This is a genomic window from Micromonospora coxensis (assembly GCF_900090295.1).
Taxonomy (GTDB): domain Bacteria; phylum Actinomycetota; class Actinomycetes; order Mycobacteriales; family Micromonosporaceae; genus Micromonospora; species Micromonospora coxensis.
Genome location: NZ_LT607753.1, coordinates 5,855,091 through 5,877,892, shown reverse-complemented (window position 1 = coordinate 5,877,892; position 22,802 = coordinate 5,855,091). Strand labels below are relative to the sequence as shown.

Below are 22,802 nucleotides of genomic sequence, written 5' to 3'. Positions count from 1 at the left end.
TCGGTCCGCCCGATCCGGCACCGGCACGGACGCGCCGCCGGGCAGGCGGCATACCGACGGCAGGCGGCGTGCCGACGGCAGGCGGACGGGGACGCGCAGGCGATGTACCGGCGGTAGGCCGCACGGGCGGGGACGCGCAGGCGGCAGGCCGGGTGGTGAACCGGCGCCGCCTGTCCTGTTCGCCGGAAAAGCTGCCGCTTACGCCGATATCGTCGCGTCGATGAGACCGGCCACCCCGTACCCGACGTGAGGAAGCTCCTCGCCGCCACGCTCGGCGTGCTCTCGGCCATCGGGGGCTTCGTCGACATCGGCGACCTGGTGGCGGCGAGCCAGGCCGGGGCCCGGTTCGGCATGGGGCACGCCTGGGTGCTGGTGCTCGGGGTGGTGGGCATCTGCGCGTACGCCGACATGGCCGGCCGGATCGCGGCGGTGAGCGGCCGGGCGGTGTTCGACCTGGTCCGGGAGCGGCTCGGGCCCCGGGTGGCGCTGCTCAACCTGGTCGCCTCCTACCTGGTCACGGTGCTCACCCTGGCGGCCGAGCTGGGTGGGCTGGCGCTGGCGCTGCAACTGGCGTCGCGGGTCAGCTACCTGCTCTGGGCCCCGGTGGCGGCGTTCGCGGTGTGGCTGGTGCTGTGGCGGATGCGGTTCCAGCTGATGGAACGGGTCTTCGGCTTGACCGGCCTGACCCTGGCGGTCTTCGCGGTCGCGCTGTTCTGGCTGCCGACCGACTGGCCGGAGCTGGCCCGTGGGGCGCTGCACCCGCAGGAGTACGGGCAGGGGTGGGGGGCGTACTGGTTCGTGGCGGTGGCGCTGTTCGCCTCCACCGTCAGCCCGTACGAGGTGTTCTTCTTCTCCTCGGGCGGGGTCGAGGAGAACTGGACCGCCGCGGACCTCGCCGACGCCCGCACGAGCGTCCTGGTCGGGTTCCCCGTCGGCGGCTTCCTCGCGCTGTCGCTGGTGGCCACCGCGACGGTGGTCTTCCACCCGTACGGCGCCTCGCTGTCGAGCCTCGACGAGGTGGCCCTGCCGGTGGTCCTCGCCTTCGGCTCGGTGGGCCTGGCGATCGTCGCGTTGGCGTTCTTCGCGGTGACCTTCGGCGCCGCGCTGGAGACCGGGCTCTCCGCCGCGTACGCCGCCGCGCAGTACTTCGGCTGGCAGTGGGGCAAGCGGGTCAGCCCCCGGGAGGCGGCCCGGTTCCACAGCGTGCTGCTGCTCAGCGTCCTGCTCGGGGTGCTGGTGCTGGGCACCACCGTCGACCCGGTACGGCTCACCGAGCACATGCTGATCGTCAGCGCGGTGGCGTTGCCGTTGACGTACCTGCCGATCCTGATCGTGGCGAACGACCGGACGTACCTGGGCGACCGGGTCAACGGGCGGATGTCGAACCTGCTCGGGGCGGTCTTCCTGGTGGTGATCGTGGCGGCGTCGGTGGCGGCGATCCCGCTGGCGGTGTCGACGGGGATGGGGCGATGAGGGTCCAGCTCGGCCGGCAGCTGCTCGACCGGCAGATCGTCGACTCCGCCGGACGGCTGGTCGGCAAGGTCGACGACGTCGAGTTCGCCGTCGACGACGGCGGCTACCCGTACGTGGCGTTCCTGCTCAGCGGGCAGGGGGCGCTCGGGCAGCGGATCGGCGGGCGGATCGGTCGGCTGCTGGTGGCGGTGGCGGACCGGTTCACCGAGGACCCGCCGACGCCGCCGGTGCGCATCCCGATCACCCTGGTCACCCGGATGGACAGCGCGGTGCGGCTGCGTTGCCGGGGCGAGGAGCTGCCGCGTCCGCCGGTGGAGGCGTGGCTGCGCCGGCACCTGATCGACCGGATCCCGGGGGCCGACCGTGCGAGCGGGTGAGCTGCTCGGCCGCACCGCGTACGACCTGCACGGGCGGCGGCTCGGCCGGGTGGTCGACGTGGTGGTGCGCGGCGGCTTCCCGGCCGGGCGGCTGCGGTTGACCGACGTGATCGTCACCCGGCACTGGTGGGGCCGCCTGGTGGGGCGGCTGATCGGGGCGGAACGTCATCCCTCCGGCCCGTGGGCGATCCGGGTGGTGGCCCGGGCGTTGAGCCGCAGCACCCGTCAGCTCCCCGCCGACCAGGTGCAGCTCCTGCCGCCGGTGCCGGACTTCCCGTTCGGCCGGCCGGGCGGGGACGCCCCACCGGGCGGGTGACGCCGCGCCGGGCAGGTGACGCGCCGGCGGGCGCGGTGGGGGCGCCGGCCGGACCGGCCGAGGCACGGCGGACCGGGCCGGCGCGGGGCGGGTCCGGCCGAGGCACGGCGGGCTGGGCCGGCGCAGGGCGGGTCGGGCCGACGCACGGCGGCTCGGGCCGACGCACGGCGGGTGACGCGGACGGGTCAGCCGCGTGCCCGGTCGAGGACCGGCTCGCCCTCGGCGGCCTCCTCGACGGCGGCGTGGCGGCGCAGCCGTACCTGGCTGATGGCCCGCTGGTCGATGGCGGCCACCTCGATCTCCCAGCCGTCCACGGTGACGCTCTCCCCGGCCACGGTGGGGATGTGCCCGAGGCAGCTCAGCAGCATCCCGGCGACCGTGGTGTAGTCGCCGGACGGTCGGCCGGGCACCTCGACGCCGATGTCGACCAGGTCGTGCACGGGAAAGGTGCCGGGCAGCAGCAGCACGCCGTCGGCCTCGGTGCGCACGGCGCGCACGTCCCGGTCGGTCTCGTCGTAGATCTCGCCGACGATCTCCTCCAGGATGTCCTCCAGGGTGACGATCCCGTCGACGGCGCCGCGCTCGTCCACCACCAGGGCGATGTGCTGGCGTTCGGCCTTGAACTGCCGCAGCGCGTCGACCACCGGCAGCGAGTCGGGCAGCAGCATGGGCGGGCGGGCGATCTCGTCGACCGGGCGGTCGTCGGGCACGCCGACCAGGTCGCGCAGGTGGATGACCCCGGCCGCGTCGTCCAGGCCGCCGTGGCGCACCACCGGGGCCCGGGAGTGGCCGGTGGCGGCCAGCACCAGCCGGGCGGCCTCCGCGGTGGTGCCGCTGTCGAGCGTGAAGACCTGCAACCGGGGTACGAGCACCGCCTTGAGCTGCCGGTCGGCGATCTCCACCGCGCCGGCGATGATCATCCGCTGTTCCTTGGTGAAGCCGTGGTTGCCGGCGACGATGTCGCGCAGTTCGTCGGGGCCGATCTCCTCGGGCTCGTGCTTCGGGTTGAGCCCGACCAGTCGTACGACGAGGTCGCTGGTGGCGCCGAGGGCCCAGACGGCGGGGCGGGTAACGGTGGCCAGCAGGTCCAGCGGGCGGGCCACCAGCAGCGCCCAGCGCTCGGCGGACTGCATGGCGATCCGCTTCGGGGCCAGCTCGCCGAAGACCAGGGTGACGAAGGTCAGCGCGAGGGTGACCACCACGATGGCGACCGTCTCGGCGGCGCCGCCGACGAAGCCGAGCAGCGGCACCAGGGGCTTGGCCAGGGAGACCGCCGCGGCGGCCGAGGCCAGGAAGCCGGCCAGGGTGATGCCGATCTGGATGGTGGCGAGGAACCGGTTCGGATCCTTGGCGAGCCGGGCCAGCACCCGCCCGGCCCGGCTGGTGCGCTCCAGGCGCTGCAACTGGCTGTCGCGCAACGACACCAGCGCCATCTCGCTGCCCGCGAAGATCGCGTTCAGGACGACCAGGACTCCGACCAGGGCCAGTTGGCTCCAGTAGCTCTGCACGCCCGGTTCTCTCCCTCACCGCGACGGACGCCGGCGTCACGCCCCGGCGCCGCCGGACGGAGGACCCGCCCGGCGTAGGCCCCTCTGTGCCCCGTCGGGGCCCGGGTGAATCATGCCGGGGCGTACGCCGAGCTCAGGCCGTCGCGGGGGCGGGCAGGTCGAGCACGTACGTGCCGTCCTCGGGGCGGAAGCCGAGCCGGTGGTAGTAGGGGGCGACCATGCCGGGCGGGCTGACCACCCGGCGGAAGCCCCGGTCGGTGAAGAGGCTGCTGCGCCGGTAGACGAACTCCCCGGGGGTGAGGTCCCGGAACCTCGGGGTGACGTAGTCCAGGTCGATCTGGGCGATCCCGCCCGGTTCGGCGTGCGACAGCACCACGCCCACCACCTCGTCGGCCTTGAGCACCAGGAACGCCGAGCGCTCGGCGGCGTGCGACTCCCACCGGAAGTCCGGGTTGAACCGGCTGATGTCGGCCGCGTGCACCCGCAGGGTGTGGGCCAGGAACCGGTCGTCGACGCCCACCTCCACCGCCTGGTAGGTCTGCTCGTCGTGCCGGGTGGCCAGCAGCTTGCGCAGATACCACACGTTGATCACGGTGAGCACCACGTTGAGGCCGACCATGGGCCAGACGGCCACGGCGGCGTTGTAGCCGATCAGGATCAGGCAGCCGAGCAGGTTGAGCGCGCGCAGCCGCAGGATGCGCGTCTGCAGCAGGGACCAGACCAGCAGCGCGGAGCCGGCCCAGCCGACGAGTTCCAGCCAGTTCACCCCCGGGAGACTAGTGGTCGCCCTGCTCAGCCGCCTCGGCGGGCAGCTCCAGCACCCACTCCTCGACCTCGACGCCACGGCCGTGGGCGAAGCCCGCGTCCTCGCCGACGACGACGAAGCCGCACTTGCGCAGCACCGCCAGGGAGGCCCGGTTGTCCTTGGCGGCGCGCGCGTGCACCGGCCGCTGCGGCAGTTCGCGCAGCAGCGCGGCGAGCGCGGCGGTGGCGTACCCCCGGCCCCAGCGCCGCGGGTCGATCCAGTAGCTGACCTCGGTGCGCTCGTCCACCGGGAAGGCGGCCACGTGGCCGACCACGTCCTCGCCGACCACGACGGTGCGGTTGACGATGCGCGGGTCGGCGCGGATGCGGGCCCAGTGCGCGTCGAAGGCGGCCCGGTCGGTCGGGTCGGCCGGGCCGAAGGCCGCCATCCAGACGGCCTGCGGATCCTGCTCGTGGGCGAAGAAGTGGGGCACGTCGGCGTCGCGCACCGGGCGCAGTCGCAGGTCAGCGGTCACCGCCGGAGGATACGCACCGGGTGTGACGATCCCGGGACCTCCGGCCCTGAGCCCGTACCGTCCGGCCCTGCCGGTGCGGGCCCGCGCATTGCTACCAACGAGGAAGAGGATCCGTGCGGTAGCGGAGTGGGAGGCCGGGACCATGGCCAAGTTCGTCTACGACTTCATCGAGGGTGACCGCAGCAGAGCCGATCTGCTGGGTGGCAAGGGCGCGAACCTGGCCGAGATGACCCGGCTGGGGCTGCCCGTCCCGCCCGGCTTCACCGTCAGCACCGACGCCTGCCGGGTGTACCTGCGCACCGGGGAACCCCCGGAGGGGCTCTTCGCCGAGATCAACGCCCATCTGCGGGAGGTCGAGGCCCGGCTGGACCGGTGGCTCGGCGACCGGCACGACCCGCTGCTGCTGGCGGTCCGCTCCGGCGGCCGGTACTCGATGCCGGGGATGATGGAGACGATCCTCGACATCGGGCTCAACGACACGACCGTGCACGGGTTGGCCGCGCGCGCCGGCGACGCGCGGTTCGCCTGGGACTCGTACCGCCGGCTGATCCAGATGTACGGCCGGACCGTGTACGGGGTGCCGGCCGAGGAGTTCGAGCGGGAGCTGGAGGCGCTGCGCGCCTCGGCCGGGCCGGCCGGCCCGAGCGCCGAGCAGCTGCGCGACCTGGTGGAGACGTACAAGAAGGTCTTCGCCGCGCACGTCGGGCACGACTTCCCGCAGGCCCCGCACGAGCAGCTGTACCTGGCGGTCCGTTCGGTGTTCGAGTCGTGGAACTCGGAGCGGGCCCGGATCTACCGGCGGCAGGAGCGCATCCCGGACGACCTGGGCACCGCGGTGAACGTGATGGCGATGGTCTTCGGCAACCTGGGCCCGGACTCGGGCACCGGGGTGGCGTTCACCCGCGACCCGGCCACCGGCGCGCCCGGCGTGTACGGCGACTACCTGCCCGACGCGCAGGGCGAGGACGTGGTCGCCGGGATCCGCAACACGATCCCCCTGCCGGAGCTGGAGCGGATCGACCCGGCGAGCTTCCGCCGGCTGATGACGATCATGGCGACGCTGGAGCGGCACTACCGCGACCTGTGCGACATCGAGTTCACCATCGAGCGTGGCCGGCTGTGGATGTTGCAGACCCGGGTCGGCAAGCGCACCGCCGCCGCCGCGTTCGTGATCGCCGCACAGCTGGTGCAGGAGGGGCTGATCAGCCTGGACGAGGCGCTGCTGCGGGTCAACGGCGCGCAGCTCGGCCAGCTGATGTTTCCGGCCTTCGACCTGTCGGGCGCGCCGGCCCCGCTCGCGGTCGGGGTGGGGGCCTCCCCGGGGGCCGCGGTGGGCCGGGTGGTGTTCGACTCCGCCGCCGCGGCGGCGGCCACCGAACCGGTGATCCTGGTCCGTCGGGAGACCAACCCGGACGACCTGCCCGGCATGATCGCCGCGGCCGGGGTGCTGACCTCGCGCGGCGGCAAGACCTCGCACGCCGCCGTGGTGGCCCGGGGCATGGGCCGCACCTGCGTCTGCGGGGCGGACGCCCTGCGGATCGCCCCGGAGCGCGGCGAGTTCGCCGTCGGCGACCGGGTGGTCCGGGCCGGGGACGTCATCTCCATCGACGGCACGACCGGCCGGATCTACGCCGGTGAGGTCCCGGTGCAGCCCTCCCCCGTCGCCCGTTACCTGGCCGGCGAGCTGGCGCCGCAGGCCGACCCGCTGGTCGCGGCGGTGCACCGGCTGCTCGGCCACGCCGATGCGGTGCGCCGGCTGGGTGTGCGGGCGAACGCCGACACCGGGCCGGACGCCCGCCGGGCCCGCCGGTTCGGCGCCACCGGGATCGGGCTGTGCCGGACCGAGCACATGTTCCTGGGTGAGCGCCGGGAGCTGGTGGAGCGGCTGATCCTGGCCGACGGACCGGACGAGGTGGCCGCCGCGCTGGACGCGCTGCTGCCGTTGCAGCGGGCCGACTTCGTGGACATCCTCGCGGCGATGGACGGTCTGCCGGTGACCATCCGGCTGATCGACCCGCCGCTGCACGAGTTCCTGCCTCCGCTGCACGAGCTGACCGCCCGGGTGGCCCGCGCCGAGGCGCTCGGCGAGGACCCGGGCCGCGACGGCCGGCTGCTGGTCGCGGTCCGCCGGATGCACGAGTCGAACCCGATGCTCGGCCTGCGCGGGGTGCGCCTCGGGCTGGTGATCCCGGGACTGTTCGCCATGCAGGTCCGCGCGGTCGCCGAGGCGGCGGCCCAACGGGTCCGCGAGGGTGGCGACCCGCGGCCGGAGATCATGGTGCCGCTGGTCGGCGACGTCAAGGAGTTGGCCGCCGTCCGGGTGGAGGCCGAGCAGGTCCTCGCCGGGGTGCCGGGGGCGCCGGAGATCCCGATCGGCACGATGATCGAGGTGCCCCGGGCGGCGCTGACCGCCGGGGAGATCGCCGCCGAGGCGCACTTCTTCTCCTTCGGCACCAACGACCTGACCCAGACCGCCTGGGCGTTCTCCCGCGACGACGTGGAGGGCTCGTTCTTCGGCGCGTACCTGGAGCGGGGGATCTTCACCACCTCCCCGTTCGAGAGCATCGACGTCAAGGGCGTGGGGCGGCTGGTCCGGCTGGCCGTGGCGGAGGGCCGGGCCGCCCGGCCGGAGCTGACCGTCGGGGTCTGCGGCGAGCACGGCGGCGACCCCGAGTCGGTGGCGTTCTTCGCCGACGCCGGGCTGGACTACGTCTCCTGCTCGCCGTACCGGGTGCCGATCGCCCGGCTGGCGGCCGGGCGGGCCGCCGTCGACCCCACCACCGGCACGTCCGACTCCCGATAGGAGGGCAGCGCGATGACCGCGATCTTCAACCCCACCGGCCCCGCCCCGCTGGCCCCGCCGCCCCGGCGGTCCCCGGAGCCGGCGGCGACGCCCGCGCCGGTCGTACCGGTGGGGCCCGTCGGACCGGTGCTGGAACTACCCGGCACGCCGGCGGCGGCGCTGGTGCCGGTGACCCGTGACGGGCGCGCCGTCGGCGCGTTCGTGCTGGCCGACGGCCGGGTCCGCTACCGGTCGGTGCCCGACCCGGACCAGGTGCTCGCCGCCGCGGCCGGCGCGGTCGCCGTGGCGCTGCTGGCCGGCGCGGTGGCGGTGGTGGGGCGCCGCCGGCCACCGGCGATCGGCGCGGTGACGATGGGCCCCGGCGGCTGGGTCAGCCTGCGCGGGACCCGCGCCCCGGCGCTGCGCCCGGCGGCGCCCCGGCCCTGGTGGGCCCGCGTGCTGCGGGCCCACCGGCTGGTCGTCGAGCACTGACCCCGGTCCGCCGGGGCCGGCCCACGGCCCCGGCGGCGCCGCCGCCACCCCACCGACACGCCCTTCCGGTACGCCACGACGCCCACCGCCACGGCCCCGCACTCCGCCCACCCGCAGCCACCCCACCGACCTCACCCACCCAGCGGAAGCGGCAGCGGCAGCGGCAGCGGCAGCGGCAGCGGCAGCGGCACTTTCACGGAATGAGGGCTCATTTCCGGTGGGATAGGCCCTCTTTCTCTGAAAGTGCGCGGGCCGTCGCGGCGGTCCGCCTGGTGACGGCGCGGGCCGACGACGCGGAGGGGTGACAGCCCCACGGGTGACGGCGCGACGGGTTGACAGCCCGGCGGGGGGACGGCGCGACGGGGGGACGGCGTGGAGGGGTGCGGGCGGAGCGGGAAGGGGCGGCGGTGGGGGTGGGGTCTTTGGTCCCGGGGGGTGGTGGTCCTGCGCCCCTGCCCGCTGCGGCACCTGCGGCGCAGGCTGGTCCTGGAAGCGACAAGCAGACCTGGGAGGCTCCCGATGCGCGCGACCGTCGTCACCTCGTTCGACCAGCCGCTGGAGATCTTCGACGTGCCGGTGCCCGAGCCCGGCCCCGGCGAGATCCTGGTCCGGATCGAGGCGAGCGGGCTCTGCCACACCGACATCCACGCCGCGCGCGGCGACTGGCCGGTCAAGCCGAACCCGCCGTTCGTGCCGGGTCACGAGGGCGTCGGCATCGTGGAGCGGGTCGGCGAGGGCGTCACCGAGCACGCCGTCGGCCACCGGGTCGCCCTGCCCTGGCTCGGCTGGGCCTGCGGCACCTGCGCGCACTGCGTCTCCGGCTGGGAGACGCTCTGCGAGGCGCAGCGCAACACCGGCTACTCCGTCGACGGCGCGCACGCCGAGTACGCGGTCGCCTCGGCCCGCTACGCCGTCCGTGTGCCGGACGGGGTCGACCCGTTCGAGGCGGCCCCGCTGACCTGCGCGGGCGTCACCACGTACAAGGCGGTGAAGGTGGCCGCGGTGCGCCCCGGCGACCGGGTGGCGGTCTTCGGCATCGGCGGGCTGGGCCACCTCGCCCAGCAGTACGCGCAGCTGTTCGGCGGCGAGACCGTCGCCGTGGACGTGACGGACGAGAAGCTGCGCCTGGCCCGCGACCTCGGCGCCACGCACACCGTGAACGCGGCCGAGGTCGACCCGGTCGAGGCGGTCACCGCGCTCGGCGGGGCGGACGTGGCGATCGTCCTGGCGGCCAGCCCCACCGTGATCGCGCAGGCCCACCGCAGCCTGCGCCGGGGCGGACGGCTGGTGCTGGTGTCGCTGCCGAAGGAGAACGGCTTCACCCTGCCGATCTTCGAGACCGTGCTCAAGGGCATCACCGTGATCGGTTCGATCGTCGGCACCCGCGCCGACCTGGCCGAGGTGTTCCGGCTGCACGCCGCCGGCCGCACCCGGGTCGCGTACGAGGTGCGCAAGCTCGACGAGATCAACGAGGCGGTGCAGGACGTGCTGGCCGGCCGGGTCACCGCCCGCCTGGTGCTGCGGCCGTGACCGCCGTCCGGCCCCCGACGACCGTCCGGCGGCCCGCAGACCCGCCGGCACACCCCCTGGAGGGACCAGTCATGACCGGCAACGCACACCTCGACCCGTGGCGCGGCTTCACCGGCACGACGTGGCGCGACACCGTCGACGTCGCCGACTTCGTGCGCGCCAACCACGAGCCGTACACCGGGGACGCCGCGTTCCTGACCGGGCCGACCGCGCGGACCCTGGCGGTCTGGGACGCGCTGAAGGCGCTCTTCGTCGAGGAGCGCCGACGCGGGATCCTCGACGTCGACGCCGCCACCCCGTCGACCATCACCGCGCACGGACCCGGCTGGATCGACCGGGACAGGGAGTTGATCGTCGGGTTGCAGACCGACGCGCCGCTGCGCCGGGCGATCATGCCGGCCGGTGGGCTGCGGATGGTGGAGACCGCGCTGAAGGCGTACGGCTTCGCGCCCGACCCGGAGGTCCACCGGATCTTCACCAGCTACCGCAAGACGCACAACGACGCGGTCTTCGACGCGTACCCGGCCGACGTGCTCGCCGCCCGGCGCTCGCACGTCATCACCGGCCTGCCCGACGCCTACGGCCGGGGCCGGATCATCGGCGACTACCGGCGGGTGGCGCTCTACGGCGTGGACCGCCTCGTCGCCGAACGCGCCGCGCTCAAGGCGGCGCTGGACGACCGACCCTCCACCGACGAGGTGATCCGCGACCGCGAGGAGCTGGCCGAGCAGATCCGCGCGCTGGGTGAGCTGAAGCGGATGGCGGCGAGCTACGGCCACGACATCTCCGCCCCGGCGACGACCGGCCGCGAGGCGATCCAGTGGCTGTACTTCGCGTACCTGGCCGCGACGAAGGAGCAGAACGGCGCGGCGATGTCGCTGGGCCGCACGGCGAACTTCGTCGACGTCTACCTGCGCCGGGACCTGGCCGAGGGGCGGCTGACCGAGAGCGACGCCCAGGAGTTGGTCGACGACTTCGTGATCAAGCTGCGGATCGTCCGGTTCCTGCGTACCCCCGAGTACGACCAGCTCTTCTCCGGCGACCCCACCTGGGTCACCGAGTCGCTCGGCGGGATGGGTGTCGACGGCCGGCCGCTGGTCAGCCGGACCAGCTTCCGCTACCTGCAGACCCTCTACAACCTCGGCCCGGCGCCGGAGCCGAACCTGACCGTGCTCTGGTCGCCGCGGCTGCCCGTCGGGTTCAAGCGGTTCTGCGCCCAGGTCTCGCTGGACACCAGCGCCATCCAGTACGAGAACGACGAGCTGATCCGCCCCGCGTACGACGACGACACCGCGATCGCCTGCTGCGTCTCGGCGATGCGGGTGGGCCGGGACATGCAGTTCTTCGGGGCCCGGGCCAACCTGGCCAAGGCGCTGCTGTACGCGATCAACGGCGGTCGGGACGAGATCACCGGCGAGCAGGTGGCCCCGGCGGCCCCGCCGGTCGGCGGCGAGACCCTCGACTACGCCGAGGTGCTGGCCGCGTACGACAGGACGCTGGACTGGCTGGCCGAGACGTACGTGGACGCGCTCAACGTCATCCACCACCAGCACGACCGGTACGCCTACGAGCGGCTGGAGATGGCGCTGCACGACCACCCGGTGCGCCGGTTCATGGCCACCGGCATCGCCGGGCTCTCCGTCGCCGTGGACAGCCTCGCCGCGATCCGGTACGGCACGGTCAAGGTGCTGCGCGACGAGACCGGACTGGCGATCGACTACGCGGTCGAGGGCGAGGCGCCGACCTTCGGCAACAACGACGACCGGGCCGACGACATCGCGGTGTGGCTGGTGGAGACGTTCGCCGAGAAGCTGCGCCGGCAGCGCACCTACCGCGACGCCGAGCTGACCATGTCGGTGCTGACCATCACCTCCAACGTGGTCTACGGCAAGCACACCGGCAACACCCCGGACGGCCGGCGCGCCGGTGAGCCGTTCGCGCCGGGGGCGAACCCGATGAACGGGCGGGACACCCACGGCCTGGTCGCGGCCGCGCTGTCGGTGGCGAAGCTGCCGTACGACGCCGCCCGCGACGGCATCTCGCTGACCGGCACGGTCACCCCGGACGGGTTGGGCCGGACCCGGTCCGAGCGGATCGACAACCTGGCCGGCGTGCTCGACGCGTACACCGACTCCGGCGGCTTCCACCTCAACGTCAACGTGCTGGACCGGGCCACCCTGGTCGACGCGATGGCGCACCCGGAGCGCTACCCGCAGCTGACCGTGCGGGTCTCCGGGTACGCGGTGAACTTCGTCCAGCTCACCCCGGAACAGCAGCGGGACGTGGTGTCCCGGACGTTCCACGGGTCGCTGTGACCGTCCGGCCGCCCTCGCCGCCCGGGCTCGCCGAGCCCGGGCGCGCGGGCCCGCCCGGGATGCCCGCCCCGACCGGCGACGCCCCGGCGGGGCCGGGCCCCGTCCCCGGCGTCGCGGTCGGGCCGGGACGCACCGGGGGCGAGCTGACCGGGGCGGTGCACTCCTGGGACGTCTCGGTCGGGGTGGACGGGCCGGGCACCCGGTTCGTGGCGTTCCTCGCCGGCTGCCCGCTGCGCTGCCGCTACTGCCACAGCCCGGACACCTGGTACCGGCGCAGCGGCCGGCACCGCACGGTCGACGAGCTGATGGCCGAGATCACCCGGTACCAGCGGTTCATCCAGGTCGCCGGGGGCGGGGTGACGCTCAGCGGCGGCGAGCCGCTGCTGCAGCCCCGGTTCACCGGCGAGGTGCTGCGCCGCTGCCACGAGATGGGCCTGCACACCGCGCTGGACACCTCCGGTTTCCTCGGCGTCCGCGCCGACGACGCCCTACTCGACGCCACCGACCTGGTGCTGCTGGACGTGAAGTCGTGGGACCCGGCGACGTACCGGCGGGTGACCCGCACCGGGTCGGTCGCGCCGACGTTGCGGTTCGGCCGGCGGCTGGCCGAGCGGGGCACCCCGATCTGGATCCGCTTCGTGCTGGTGCCGGGGCTGACCGACGCGGAGGAGAACGTGGCCGGGGTGGCCGACTTCGCCGCCGGACTGGCCACCGTGCAGCGGGTGGAGGTGCTGCCGTTCCACCGCCTCGGCGCGCACAAGTACGCCGACCTGGGGCTGACCTTCCCGCTCGCCGACACCGCGCCACCCACCCCCGAGCTGCTGGACCGGGTCCGGGGCCAGTTCGCCGAGCGGGGCCTCACCGTCTACTGAGCGCAGGCGTCACCCGGGCGGTGGACCGGCGTCGCGCCGCGCCCCGCCCGGGCCGGTGCGGGCGCAGGATCGGAGGATGCGCCCGTACCGCCGTCACGACCCGGCCCACTCCGGACCCCGTGCCGTCGCCGCGACCGCGACCGGCGCGCTGGCCGCGGGCGCCCGTGCCGTCGGCGCCGCCGCGACCGGCGCGCTGGCGGTGTCCGCGCTGGCCGGCGGGGCGGCGGCGCTGGGCGTGCTGGCGGTCGGCCGGCTCGCCGTGCGCCGCGCGGTGATCCGGGAGCTGCGCATCGGCCGGCTGGAGGTCGACGAGCTGGTCGTGCGCCGGTACGTCGCGGGGAGCGGAGAGGACCGGCGGCGGGCCGGTCAGCTCGCCGACGACGTCGGGTAGCCGTACAGGTCCAGCAGCCGCACCCGGGACGCCTGGAGCCGGTCCACCACCACGGCCATGAACCGGGTGGTCAACTCCCGGCCGAGACGGTCGTCGGAGGCCATCAGCCGGCGCACCCCCTCGGCGGTGAACTCCACCGTCGGGGTACGCCGCACGGCGACCGCCCCGAACTGCCAGCGGTACGGCGGGAAGAGCCAGGACCAGCCCAGCACGCCGCCCGGCCCGATCGACTCGATGCCCACGTCGCCGCGTCCGGGCACCGGGAAGTCCAGCGCCACCTCGCCGCCCCGGACGAGCCAGAACCGTTCCGCCGGCTGCCCGGCCCGGAACAGGCGATGGCCGGGGTGCCAGACCACCGGCCGGGCGTACCCGGTCAGCCGGGGCAACCACTCCTGCGGCAGGCCGGCCAGGAAGGGGTGTTCACGCAGCATCTCCAGTGGCGTCATGCGAGGTCCCTCCGGTAACGGGTGGGGCCCGGCGGACGGCCGGGCCCCTGGGGTCGGGCTCACCGCTTCCCGCCGTGCTCCACGGTCACCGGGATCTCCTGGGCGGTCGGCTCGCTCTCGCCGACCGTCGCGGTGATCTGGAGGATGCCGTCGGCGTAGCGGGCGGCGATGGTCTCCGGCTTGACGCCCGCCGGCAGCGGGATCAGGCGGGAGAAGGATCCGTAGTGGAACTCGGAGCGGACCTTGTCCGCGTGGCCCTCCCGGCGTACCACGTCCAGCCGCAACGTGTCGCCGGTACGGGTGACGCGGACGTCCTTGGCCGGGTCGATCCCCGGCAGCTCGGCGCGGATGACGTACCGGTCCCCGTCGAGGTAGTCCTCGACGCGGATCGTCGGCGCCAGCAGCGGGAACCAGGAGAGATTCGTCCAGTCGAACGGCGCGAGCGCGCCGCCCCGGAACTTCGTGACGGTGGACATCGTCGACCTCCTTGTCGCTGGTCCTGCCTCCATCGGACTCCTGCGCGAGGTGACGGCGTCAGGGCCGTTGGTCCCGGGCCCGGCGGGCGCAACGCCTCTGCCCGCGGCGCCGCCCCGGCGGGAGGGTGGAACGGGACGGCGTGCCCGCGACGCGCCGCGCGAGGCGGGGAGGGCACCGGTGACGACGACCGGCGGACGAGGCGGGACGCTGGAGGGCACCGTGCAGCGCACGGCCGCCCCGGCCGGGCTGCGCGCCGACGAGGCCGCCGCCCGGTTGCGCGCCGACGGGCCGAACTCGGTGCTCCCGCCGCCGCGCCGGCACCTCGCGGTCCGGGTCCTGCGCCAGCTCACCGACCCCCTGGTCGCACTGCTGCTCGCCGCCGCCGTGGTCACCACCCTGCTCGGCGACCTGCCGGACACCGTGGTGATCGTCCTGGTCGTCGTGGTGAACACGGTGATCGGGGTGGTGCAGGAGGTCCGCGCCGACCACGCCATCGCCGCCCTGGACCGGCTCGCCGCGCCGACCGCCCGGGTGGTGCGCGACGGCGTCGACATGGTGGTGCCCGCCGCCGACGTGGTCCGTGGCGACCTGGTCCGCGTCGAGGCCGGCGACGTCGTGCCGGCCGACCTGTCGCTGGTCGAGGCGAGCCGGCTGCACCTGGACGAGTCGGCGCTGACCGGCGAGGCGGTGCCGGTCGGGCGGGAGGTCGGGCAGGAGGTCCTGGCCGGGACGGTGGTCACCACCGGCAGGGGTGCGGGCACCGTGGTCCGCACCGCCGGCGCGAGCGCCCTGGGCCGGATCAGCGCGCTGGTCGCCGGCACCCGCCCCACCGCCACGCCGTTGCAGCGCCGACTGTCCGCGCTCGGGCGGGTGCTCGGGCTGGTGGTGGTGGCGCTGTCCGGGCTGGTCTTCGCCGTCGGGGTGCTCGGCGGGCGGCCGGTGGTGGACATGGCGATCACGGCGGTCAGCCTGGTGGTGGCGGCGGTGCCCGAGTCGCTGCCGGCGGTGGTGACCCTCGCGTTGGCCCTGGGCGCCCGCCGGATGGCCGGCGCGCACGCCATCCCGCGCCGGCTGCACGCGGTGGAGACGCTCGGTTCGGTGACCGTGATCGCCTCCGACAAGACCGGCACCCTCACCGAGGGGCGGATGGCGGTGCAGGCGGCCGTCACCGCCGACGGCGTGACGTACGGGGTGACCGGCGCCGGCTACGCCCCGCACGGCACGGTGCACCGGGACGGCACGGCGGTGGCCGTACCGGAGGAGCTGCGCCGGTTGGCGCGCGCCGGGCTGCTCTGCAACGACGCCGCGCTGTCGCCACCGGACGACGATCGACCCGACTGGGGCGCGGTGGGCGACCCGCTGGAGGCGGCGCTGGTCGCCTTCGCGGCGCGCGCCGGCCTCGACCCGCAACGCACCCGCGCCGCCTGGCCCCGCGTCGCCGAGCACCCGTTCGACCAGGCCACCCGACGGATGGTCACGGTGCACCGGTCCTGCGACCGGCGGTACCTGGTGGTCTGCAAGGGCGCGCCGGAGAGCGTGCTGGCCGCGCCCCTGCTCGACGCCGGCGACGAGGAGATCGCCGAGCTGACCGCCGCCGCGCACCGGCTCGCCGGCGAGGGGCTCCGGGTCCTCGCGGTGGCCGCCGCCCTGGTGGACACGCCGCCCGACCCGGCCACGCCGACCGGGCTGCGACCGGTGGGCCTGGTCGCCGTCGGCGACCCGCTGCGTGCCGGCGCCCCGGAGATCGCCGAGAGCTTCGGCGCCGCCGGGGTGCGGCTGCTGCTGATCACCGGCGACCACCCGGCCACCGCCGCCGCGATCGGCGGTCAGCTGGGGCTGTGGCGCGACGGTGACCCGCTGGCCCGGGGCGACGACGAGGATCCGGCCGCCGCCCACCCGGAGACCCGGGTCTTCGCCCGTACCCAACCGGAGCAGAAGCTCGACATCATCGCCGGGCTCCAGTCGCGGGGGCACGTGGTGGCGATGACCGGTGACGGGGTCAACGACGCCCCGGCGCTGCGCCGCGCCGACATCGGGGTGGCGATGGGCGGCGGCACCGAGGTCGCCCGGCAGGCCGCCGACCTGGTGCTGGTCGACGACGACCTGTCCAGCGTGGCCACCGCGATCGGTGAGGGACGCCGGATCTACGACAACATCCGCCGGTTCCTGCGCTACGGGCTCTCCGGCGGCGTCGCGGAGATCCTGGTGATGCTGATCGGCCCGCTGTTCGGGCTGGCCGTGCCGCTGCTGCCGGCGCAGATCCTCTGGGTCAACCTGCTCACCCACGGGGTGCCGGGGGTGGCGCTCGGCGCGGAGCCGGCCGAGCCGGGCATTCTGCGCCGCCCGCCCCGCTCCCCGCAGGAGTCGGTGCTCGGCGCCGGGCTGGGCCGCGACGTGCTGGTCACCGGCGCGCTGATCGCGGCCGTGGTGCTCGGCGCCGGGGTGGTCGCCGCCGCCCGTGAGCTGCCCTGGCAGTCGGTGGTGTTCGTGGTCCTCGGGCTGGCGCAGCTCGGCGTGGCGCTGGCGGTGCGGGCGCCACGTCCGGTGGGCGCGCGGCGGGCCAACCCGGGTCTGCTGGTCGCGGTCGCCGTGTCGGCGGTGTTGCAGGTCGCCGGGGTGCTCGTCGGACCACTGCGGGACCTGCTGGGCACCGACCCGCTGGGCGCGGACGTGCTACTGGCCTGCGCGGCGGTCAGCGCGCTGCCCGGTCTCGCGCTGCGGCTCGCCCGCCGTCGGCCCCGGCCCGACGGGGACGCGCCCACCGTCGTGCCGGGCCCGCGTCGCGCCACCGGCTGACCACCGCCCCCGCTCCCCGGGCCGCAGACGACGGCCCGGGGAGACGGCGGTCCGGGGACGGCGGTCCGGGGACGGCGCTCATGGACGGCGCTCCGGAACGACGCTCCGGAGACGACGGTCGACGCTCCGGGACGGCGCTCCGGGCGGGACGAAGGACCCGGGTCCGGGTGTCCGAGGCCTCTGACCGTCGCCACCGCTCGGGAGGATGCTGAGGGCGGAGGAAGGAGGACGTGATGACCATCAGATCCGGTGCTCCCGTCGTGGTGGGTGTGGACGGTTCCGCCGCCGCCCTGGACGCCGTACGGTTCGCCGCCCGGGAGGCCGCGCTGCGGCACCGTCCACTGCGGGTGGTGCACGCGTTCATCTGGCCGCTCATGGGCCAGCCGCTCGGGCCGGTGCCCGGCGCCCCGTCCGACGCGGGCCTGCGCGCGCAGGCCGAGCGGTACGTCACGGACGCGGTCGCCGAGGCCGGCAAGACCGCGCCCGAGGTCGCCGTGACCGGTGAGCTGGTCGACGGCGCGCCCACGCCGGTGCTGCTGCGCGAGTCCCGCGACGCGGCGCTGATCGTGCTCGGCAACCGGGGCCTGGGCGGCTTCGCCGGGCTGCTGATCGGCTCGTCGGCCGTGCAGGTCTCCGCCCGGGCCGACTGCCCGGTGCTGGTGGTCAAGGGCGAGCCGCGCGCCGACGGGCCGGTGCTGGTCGGCGTGGACGGCTCGGCGCTGTCCACCGAGGCGCTCGGCTTCGCGTTCGAGGAGGCGTCGCTGCGCGGCACCTCGGTGGTGGCGGTGCACGCCTGGCTGGCTCCGACGCCGCTCGGCCCCGGCGACATGCTCCCCCTGGTGTACGACGTGGACGCGGTCGCCGCCGAGGAGAAGCGGGTGCTGGCCGAGGCCGTGGCCGGTTGGACGGAGAAGTTCCCGGACGTGCCGGTGCGTCAGCTCGTCGCGCACGGGTCGGCGGCTCGGGTGCTGGTGGAGCAGTCCGCCACCGCGCAGCTGACCGTGGTCGGCGCGCACGGCCGGGGCGCCTTCACCGGGCTGCTGCTCGGCTCGGTGAGCCACGCGGTCCTGCACCACTCGCACAGTCCGCTGGCGATCCTGCGCCACCACAAGCAGGACGACAGGTCCTGATCCGGCGCCGTCCGCGCCGGCCGCTGTCCCGGCCGGCGCGGACGTGCGTCCCCCGGCCCGCACCCCGCCCGCCGACGCGTCGTCGACCGCCGGCCCCTCCCCCGGGCGAGGTGCGGGCCGCACCCGACGGCGCGTCCGAGCCGAATGCCGGCGACACGGGACGGGTACGTCGACAATGATCGGACCGACCCCGGGGAGTGCCGATGAACCGACCTGTCGTGGTGGGCGTCGACGGATCGCCGTCCAGCCTGGTCGCCGCCGAACACGCGGCCCGTGCCGCCGTGCTGCGGCGGCTGCCGCTGCACCTGGTGCACGGGTACCTGCACCCGCTCGGCTACGGCGTGCCGCTCAACCCGTACGACCTGGGGCTGCCGGCGCCCACCGAGGAGTCGCGGCAGATGCTGGAGAAGGTGGCGGCCGAGCTGGTCGACCGCTGGCCCGGACTGACCGTGCAGGTGCGCCAGGTCGCCGGGGGGCCGGGCGCGTCGTTGGTCGAGGCGTCCCGCCACGCCGCGCTCGTGGTGGTCGGCAGTCGCGGGCTGGGTGGCTTCGCCGGACTGCTGCTCGGCTCGGTGGGCAGCCAGGTGGCGGCGCACGCGCACTGCCCGGTGCTGGTGGTGCGGCCCGAGGAGCAGCCGATCCCGGTCGACGGTCCGGTGCTGGCCGGGGTGGACGGCTCGGACGGGGCACGGCGGGCCGCCGGGTACGCCGCCGAGGAGGCGACGCTGCGCGACGTGCCGCTGGTGCTGGTGCACGTCGGTCCGCCGGACGGGGACCGTCCGGTGCCGGAGGAGGTGGCGGAGTCGCAGGCCGCGTACCAGGCGGAGGCGGTGCGGTTGCTCGCCGAGGCGTCCGCGGCGGTCCGCGCCGACCACCCGGAGCTGGTGGTGCGGGAGCACCCGGTACGGGCGGCCGGCGCGGTGCAGGGGCTGGTGGAGGCGAGCGGGTCGGCGTCGATGGTGGCGGTGGGCACCCGGGGCCGGGGCGGGTTCACCGGCCTGCTGCTCGGCTCGGTCAGCCAGGCCCTGGTGCAGCACGCGCACTGCCCGGTGCTCGTCGCCCACCCGTACGACTGAGGCTCAGTCCTCGCGGCGGCCGAGCAGCTGCGCGAAGTCGGTGGTGAGGGCGAACGGGTCGGCGGGGCCACCCAACGGCGGCCGACGGTCGACCTGCTCGGCCAGTTCCGCGCCGGCGCGCACCACCCGGGCGCGCAGCGCGCCGTCGGCGGACCCGCCGGACCAGTCCTCCGGCGCGGCGTAGACCGCGGTCGGCACCACCACCGCCCGCAGGTAGCTGAAGAGCGGGCGGACCGCGTGTTCCAGGGCGAGCGAGTGCCGCGCCGTGCCGCCGGTGGCGCCGATCAGCACCGGGGTGTCGACCAGCGCCCCGGACTCCAGCACGTCGAAGAAGGACTTGAACAGCCCGTTGTACGACCCGCTGAAGATCGGCGTCACGGCGATCACGCCGTCCGCGCCGGCCACCGTGTCGACGGCCTGGCGCAGCGCGGTCGACGGGAAGCCGGTGAGCAGGTTGTCGACCACGTCGTGCGCGTGGTCGCGCAGCTCGACGACGTGCAGCTCCACCTCGTGGCCGCGCCGGACCAGCTCGTCGCGGGCGGCCGCGGCGAGCTGGTCGGCGAGCAGCCGGGTGGACGAGGGCCGGCTGAGCCCGGCCGAGACCACGGCCAGGGTGCGCCGGCTCATCGGGTGGCCTCCGCTCCCGCCGGTGCGGCGTCGCGGGCCGCGACCAGCGCGGCGTGGGTGGGCGCCTCGGGGACGTGCGCGGGGCGCAGCGAGTCGAACTCCTTGCGCAGCACCGGGACCACCTCCGCACCGAGGATGTCGAGCTGCTCCAGCACGGTCTTCAGCGGCAGGCCGGCGTGGTCGATCAGGAAGAGCTGGCGCTGGTAGTCGCCGACGTACTCCCGGAAGCCGAGGGTGCGGTCGATGACCTGCTGCGGGCTGCCCACGGTCAGCGGCGTCTCCCGGCTGAAGTCCTCCAGCGACGGCCCGTGCCCGTAGACCGGGGCGTTGTCGAAGTACGGCCGGAACTCCCGGACGGCGTCCTGGGAGTTCTTCCGGACGAAGACCTGCCCGCCGAGCCCGACGATGGCCTGCTCCGGGGAGCCGTGGCCGTAGTGGGCGAAGCGCTGCCGGTAGAGCCCGACCATCCGCTGGGTGTGCTCCTTGGGCCAGAAGATGTGGTTGGCGAAGAACCCGTCGCCGTAGTACGCGGCCTGCTCGGCGATCTCCGGGCTGCGGATGGAGCCGTGCCAGACGAACGGCGGGACGCCGTCGAGCGGGCGCGGGGTCGAGGTGAACGACTGCAACGGGGTGCGGAAGCGCCCCTTCCAGTCGACGACGTCCTCGCGCCACAGCCGGTGGAGCAGGTCGTAGTTCTCGATGGCGAGCGGGATGCCGTTGCGGATGTCCTGCCCGAACCACGGGTAGACCGGGCCGGTGTTGCCGCGTCCCATCATCAGGTCCACCCGGCCGTCGGCCAGGTGCTGGAGCATGGCGTAGTCCTCGGCGATCTTCACCGGGTCGTTGGTGGTGATCAGGGTGGTCGAGGTGGAGAGCAGCAGCCGCTCGGTGCGGGCCGCGATGTAGCCCAGCATGGTGGTGGGCGACGACGGCACGAACGGCGGGTTGTGGTGCTCGCCGGTGGCGAAGACGTCCAGGCCGACCTCCTCGGCCTTGAGCGCGATGGCGACCATCGCCTTGATCCGCTCACGCTCGGTCGGCTCCCGACCGTTGGTCGGGTCGACCGTGACGTCGCCGACGGTGAAGACTCCGAACTGCATGACCAGCTCCTCGCGTCTCGACCGGGGCCGAGGTGGCGTCCCGGACGTCGCGCACAACATACTTGACGAGTCAACTATTCCGCGGGCGGCGCGGGACGTGCCGGCGGTAGCTGCTGACGGTGGGGTCGCCGGTGACCCAGAAGCGCCAGGGCACGTCGTGCGCGGCGGCGACCCCGACGCGCGGGCCGGCGGAGATCTCCGACGGCGCGACCGGACGCTCCGGCGGCGTCAACAGCAGCGGGCCGGTGCCGTCGATCACCGAGGTGCCGTTCGCCTCGGCGGAGATCCCCAGCGCGACCACCAGCCGAGCCGGCCCGCGGGCGAGGTCACGGTCGGCCACCTCGCCACGACGCTTGCGGGCGATGTCCCGCCCGTCGACGACCTCACCCGCGCGCAGCAGGACCGCCGCGGCCTCTCCCTCGCGACCACAGACGATGTTCACGCACCAGTGCACCCCGAACACGAAGTAGGTGTAGGCGCGTCCGGCCGGCCCGAACATGACCCTGGTCCTGGGGGTGGGACCCCGATGGGCGTGCGAGGCCGGATCCTCGCCGGTCCCGGCGTACGCCTCGACCTCGGTCAGCCTGATCCGGACGCCGCCGGCCGAGATCTCCCAGCCCAGCATCGTCCGTGCCGTCTCGGGGACCTGAGCGGCGGGCGCGCCGAGCCATGAGTAGTCCACCGGTCCAGGAAACGTCGCGCGGCGGAGATCAGCAACCGTACGCGGTGTGACCGACCACGCTCCGCGTCGCGGAGCGGTCCGGCCGTGGCCTCTGGTGGCCGGGTCAGCGGGGCGGCAGCAGACAGAACTCGTTGCCGTCGGGATCGGCCAGCGCCACGCAGCCGGGCCCGGCCCGGCCGGTGTCGATGCGCGTCGCCCCCAGGGAGAGCAGTCGGTCGACCTCCGCCCGCTGGTCACCGTCGGCGGCCGGGGCGAGGTCGAAGCGCACCCGGTCCCGGCCGGTCCTCGGCATCAGCGGCGGGCCACCCCAGGTGATCTTCGGGCCGCCGTGCGGCGAACGGATCGCCGTCTCCTGGTCCTGGTCCCAGACCAGCGGCCACCCCAGCGCCGCGCTCCAGAAGTAGCCGACCTCCTGCGAACCGTCGCAGGCCAGCGCCCCGATGAACCCGCAGTCGGCCAGGAAGTTGTTGCCCGGCTCGATGACGCAGAACTCGTTGCCCTCGGGGTCGGCGAGCACCACGTGGGCGTCGTCGGGGCCCTGGCCCACGTCGACGTGCCGGGCGCCCCACTCCAGCGCCCTGGCCACCGTCCGCCGCTGGTCCTCGAGGGAGTCGCTGGTCAGGTCGAAGTGCGCCCGGTTCTGGCCGGTCTTCGGCTCCCCGGTCGCCACGAAGCGGAGCCGGAACCCGGTGTCGTCGGCGGGTAGGAGCGTGTCGTCGTCGGCCGGCTCCCAGCCCAGCAGCCCGGACCAGAACCGCGCGAGCCGTGGCGGTTCACTCGCGGCGAACGAGATCGCGAAGAGGTGAGACGTCATCCCCGTGTTCTACGGCTGTGCGATGTGCTCCGCACCCGAGTTTCGGCGGCGGCCGGGGCGAGCTAGCGGGCTGGCGGGCTGGCGGGCTGGCGGGCGGGCTGGCGGGCGGGCTGGCGGGCTGGCGGGCTGGCGGGCTGGCGGGCTGGCGGGCTGGCGGGCGCAGTTTCGCCGAGACCAGCGCGAGAGAGCCGGAGCCATCCGTCGCGCTCGACCCGGGCGGTGTGCAGCCGGCAGCGGGTAGGGGTTCGAGACGCTACAGACTTGAGCACATGGATGAATCACGGCGGGCGATTCATCCATGTGCTCAGGTCTGTAGCG

Annotated in this window: 21 protein-coding genes; 12 read left to right on the top strand and 9 right to left on the bottom strand. The window is 74.9% G+C overall.

The features are described 5' to 3' along the window. The first annotated feature begins 246 nt into the window (after positions 1 to 246). Genes GA0070614_RS26820 through GA0070614_RS26810 form a run of 3 tightly spaced genes read left to right on the top strand, consistent with a single transcriptional unit; the run spans position 247 to position 2,166 of the window. The gene (locus GA0070614_RS26820; protein WP_088978557.1) at positions 247 to 1,473 is read left to right on the top strand and encodes an NRAMP family divalent metal transporter; all 1,227 of its coding nucleotides are present in this window, start codon (positions 247 to 249) and stop codon (positions 1,471 to 1,473) included. Further along, positions 1,470 to 1,850 (top strand): hypothetical protein, encoded by a 381-nt coding sequence (locus GA0070614_RS26815; RefSeq protein WP_088978556.1) that lies wholly within the window; start codon positions 1,470 to 1,472, stop codon positions 1,848 to 1,850. Before GA0070614_RS26820 ends, GA0070614_RS26815 begins: the two co-directional genes overlap by 4 nt. Further along, positions 1,837 to 2,166, top strand: a complete 330-nt coding sequence (locus GA0070614_RS26810; RefSeq protein ID WP_088978555.1) for a hypothetical protein — start codon at positions 1,837 to 1,839, stop codon at positions 2,164 to 2,166. Before GA0070614_RS26815 ends, GA0070614_RS26810 begins: the two co-directional genes overlap by 14 nt. Positions 2,167 to 2,351: 185 nt before the next feature. On the opposite strand, the gene GA0070614_RS26805 is transcribed toward GA0070614_RS26810, so the two are convergent. The 3 genes from GA0070614_RS26805 to GA0070614_RS26795 all read right to left on the bottom strand — a co-directional run bounded on the left by GA0070614_RS26805 (position 2,352) and on the right by GA0070614_RS26795 (position 4,954). Continuing rightward, positions 2,352 to 3,674, bottom strand: a complete 1,323-nt coding sequence (locus tag GA0070614_RS26805; protein WP_088978554.1) for a hemolysin family protein — start codon at positions 3,672 to 3,674, stop codon at positions 2,352 to 2,354. Between the two features lie 133 nt (positions 3,675 to 3,807). Continuing rightward, positions 3,808 to 4,440 (bottom strand): hypothetical protein, encoded by a 633-nt coding sequence (locus GA0070614_RS26800; RefSeq protein WP_088978553.1) that lies wholly within the window; start codon positions 4,438 to 4,440, stop codon positions 3,808 to 3,810. Positions 4,441 to 4,450: 10 nt separating this feature from the next. After that, positions 4,451 to 4,954 carry a GNAT family N-acetyltransferase gene (locus GA0070614_RS26795; RefSeq protein ID WP_088978552.1) on the bottom strand — a complete coding sequence of 168 codons (504 nt, stop codon included), beginning with the start codon at positions 4,952 to 4,954 and terminating at the stop codon, positions 4,451 to 4,453. 142 nt (positions 4,955 to 5,096) lie between these two features. Between GA0070614_RS26795 and ppdK the strand changes: the two genes are divergently transcribed. From ppdK to GA0070614_RS26765, 6 genes are all read left to right on the top strand, one after another. After that, positions 5,097 to 7,757 (top strand): pyruvate, phosphate dikinase, encoded by a 2,661-nt coding sequence (ppdK, locus tag GA0070614_RS26790; protein WP_088978551.1) that lies wholly within the window; start codon positions 5,097 to 5,099, stop codon positions 7,755 to 7,757. A gap of 12 nt (positions 7,758 to 7,769) precedes the next feature. Beyond that, complete coding sequence (locus GA0070614_RS26785) at positions 7,770 to 8,228, top strand: hypothetical protein (protein ID WP_088978550.1); 459 nt, start codon at positions 7,770 to 7,772, stop codon at positions 8,226 to 8,228. A 519-nt stretch (positions 8,229 to 8,747) separates the two neighbouring features. Next, positions 8,748 to 9,758: a zinc-dependent alcohol dehydrogenase gene (locus tag GA0070614_RS26780; protein ID WP_088978549.1), complete on the top strand. Its 1,011-nt coding sequence runs from the start codon at positions 8,748 to 8,750 to the stop codon at positions 9,756 to 9,758. 71 nt (positions 9,759 to 9,829) lie between these two features. After that, on the top strand, positions 9,830 to 12,073 hold the full coding sequence (pflB, locus tag GA0070614_RS26775; RefSeq protein WP_088978548.1) for a formate C-acetyltransferase: 2,244 nt from the start codon (positions 9,830 to 9,832) through the stop codon (positions 12,071 to 12,073). Between the two features lie 59 nt (positions 12,074 to 12,132). After that, a complete protein-coding gene (gene pflA / locus GA0070614_RS26770; protein WP_088979691.1) occupies positions 12,133 to 12,945 on the top strand; it encodes a pyruvate formate-lyase-activating protein in 813 nt (270 codons plus the stop codon). A gap of 76 nt (positions 12,946 to 13,021) precedes the next feature. Next, positions 13,022 to 13,336, top strand: coding sequence for a hypothetical protein (locus tag GA0070614_RS26765; RefSeq protein WP_088978547.1), 315 nt, complete (start codon positions 13,022 to 13,024; stop codon positions 13,334 to 13,336). Here the strand turns inward: GA0070614_RS26765 and GA0070614_RS26760 are convergent. Then, on the bottom strand, positions 13,312 to 13,782 hold the full coding sequence (locus tag GA0070614_RS26760; RefSeq protein WP_088978546.1) for a cyclic nucleotide-binding domain-containing protein: 471 nt from the start codon (positions 13,780 to 13,782) through the stop codon (positions 13,312 to 13,314). The two genes, GA0070614_RS26765 and GA0070614_RS26760, sit on opposite strands and share 25 nt — an antisense overlap. 59 nt (positions 13,783 to 13,841) lie before the next feature. Further along, positions 13,842 to 14,258, bottom strand: coding sequence for an Hsp20/alpha crystallin family protein (locus GA0070614_RS26755; RefSeq protein WP_088978545.1), 417 nt, complete (start codon positions 14,256 to 14,258; stop codon positions 13,842 to 13,844). Positions 14,259 to 14,436: 178 nt separating this feature from the next. On the opposite strand from GA0070614_RS26755, the gene GA0070614_RS26750 reads away from it, so the two are divergent. The 3 genes from GA0070614_RS26750 to GA0070614_RS26740 all read left to right on the top strand — a co-directional run bounded on the left by GA0070614_RS26750 (position 14,437) and on the right by GA0070614_RS26740 (position 19,261). Further along, the gene (locus GA0070614_RS26750) at positions 14,437 to 17,055 is read left to right on the top strand and encodes a cation-translocating P-type ATPase (RefSeq protein WP_088978544.1); all 2,619 of its coding nucleotides are present in this window, start codon (positions 14,437 to 14,439) and stop codon (positions 17,053 to 17,055) included. A gap of 233 nt (positions 17,056 to 17,288) precedes the next feature. After that, the gene (locus GA0070614_RS26745; protein ID WP_088978543.1) at positions 17,289 to 18,185 is read left to right on the top strand and encodes a universal stress protein; all 897 of its coding nucleotides are present in this window, start codon (positions 17,289 to 17,291) and stop codon (positions 18,183 to 18,185) included. A 197-nt stretch (positions 18,186 to 18,382) separates the two neighbouring features. Continuing rightward, positions 18,383 to 19,261: a universal stress protein gene (locus tag GA0070614_RS26740; RefSeq protein ID WP_172892512.1), complete on the top strand. Its 879-nt coding sequence runs from the start codon at positions 18,383 to 18,385 to the stop codon at positions 19,259 to 19,261. Between the two features lie 3 nt (positions 19,262 to 19,264). Here the strand turns inward: GA0070614_RS26740 and GA0070614_RS26735 are convergent, their stop codons facing one another. From GA0070614_RS26735 to GA0070614_RS26720, 4 genes are all read right to left on the bottom strand, one after another. Beyond that, on the bottom strand, positions 19,265 to 19,888 hold the full coding sequence (locus tag GA0070614_RS26735) for an FMN reductase (RefSeq protein ID WP_088978541.1): 624 nt from the start codon (positions 19,886 to 19,888) through the stop codon (positions 19,265 to 19,267). Continuing rightward, positions 19,885 to 20,988, bottom strand: coding sequence for an LLM class flavin-dependent oxidoreductase (locus GA0070614_RS26730; RefSeq protein ID WP_088978540.1), 1,104 nt, complete (start codon positions 20,986 to 20,988; stop codon positions 19,885 to 19,887). The genes GA0070614_RS26735 and GA0070614_RS26730 overlap by 4 nt, the downstream gene beginning before the upstream one ends. A gap of 70 nt (positions 20,989 to 21,058) precedes the next feature. Beyond that, positions 21,059 to 21,670, bottom strand: coding sequence for a DNA-3-methyladenine glycosylase (locus GA0070614_RS26725; RefSeq protein ID WP_088978539.1), 612 nt, complete (start codon positions 21,668 to 21,670; stop codon positions 21,059 to 21,061). 103 nt (positions 21,671 to 21,773) lie between these two features. Continuing rightward, positions 21,774 to 22,484: a VOC family protein gene (locus tag GA0070614_RS26720; RefSeq protein WP_088978538.1), complete on the bottom strand. Its 711-nt coding sequence runs from the start codon at positions 22,482 to 22,484 to the stop codon at positions 21,774 to 21,776. Positions 22,485 to 22,802: the final 318 nt, after the last annotated feature.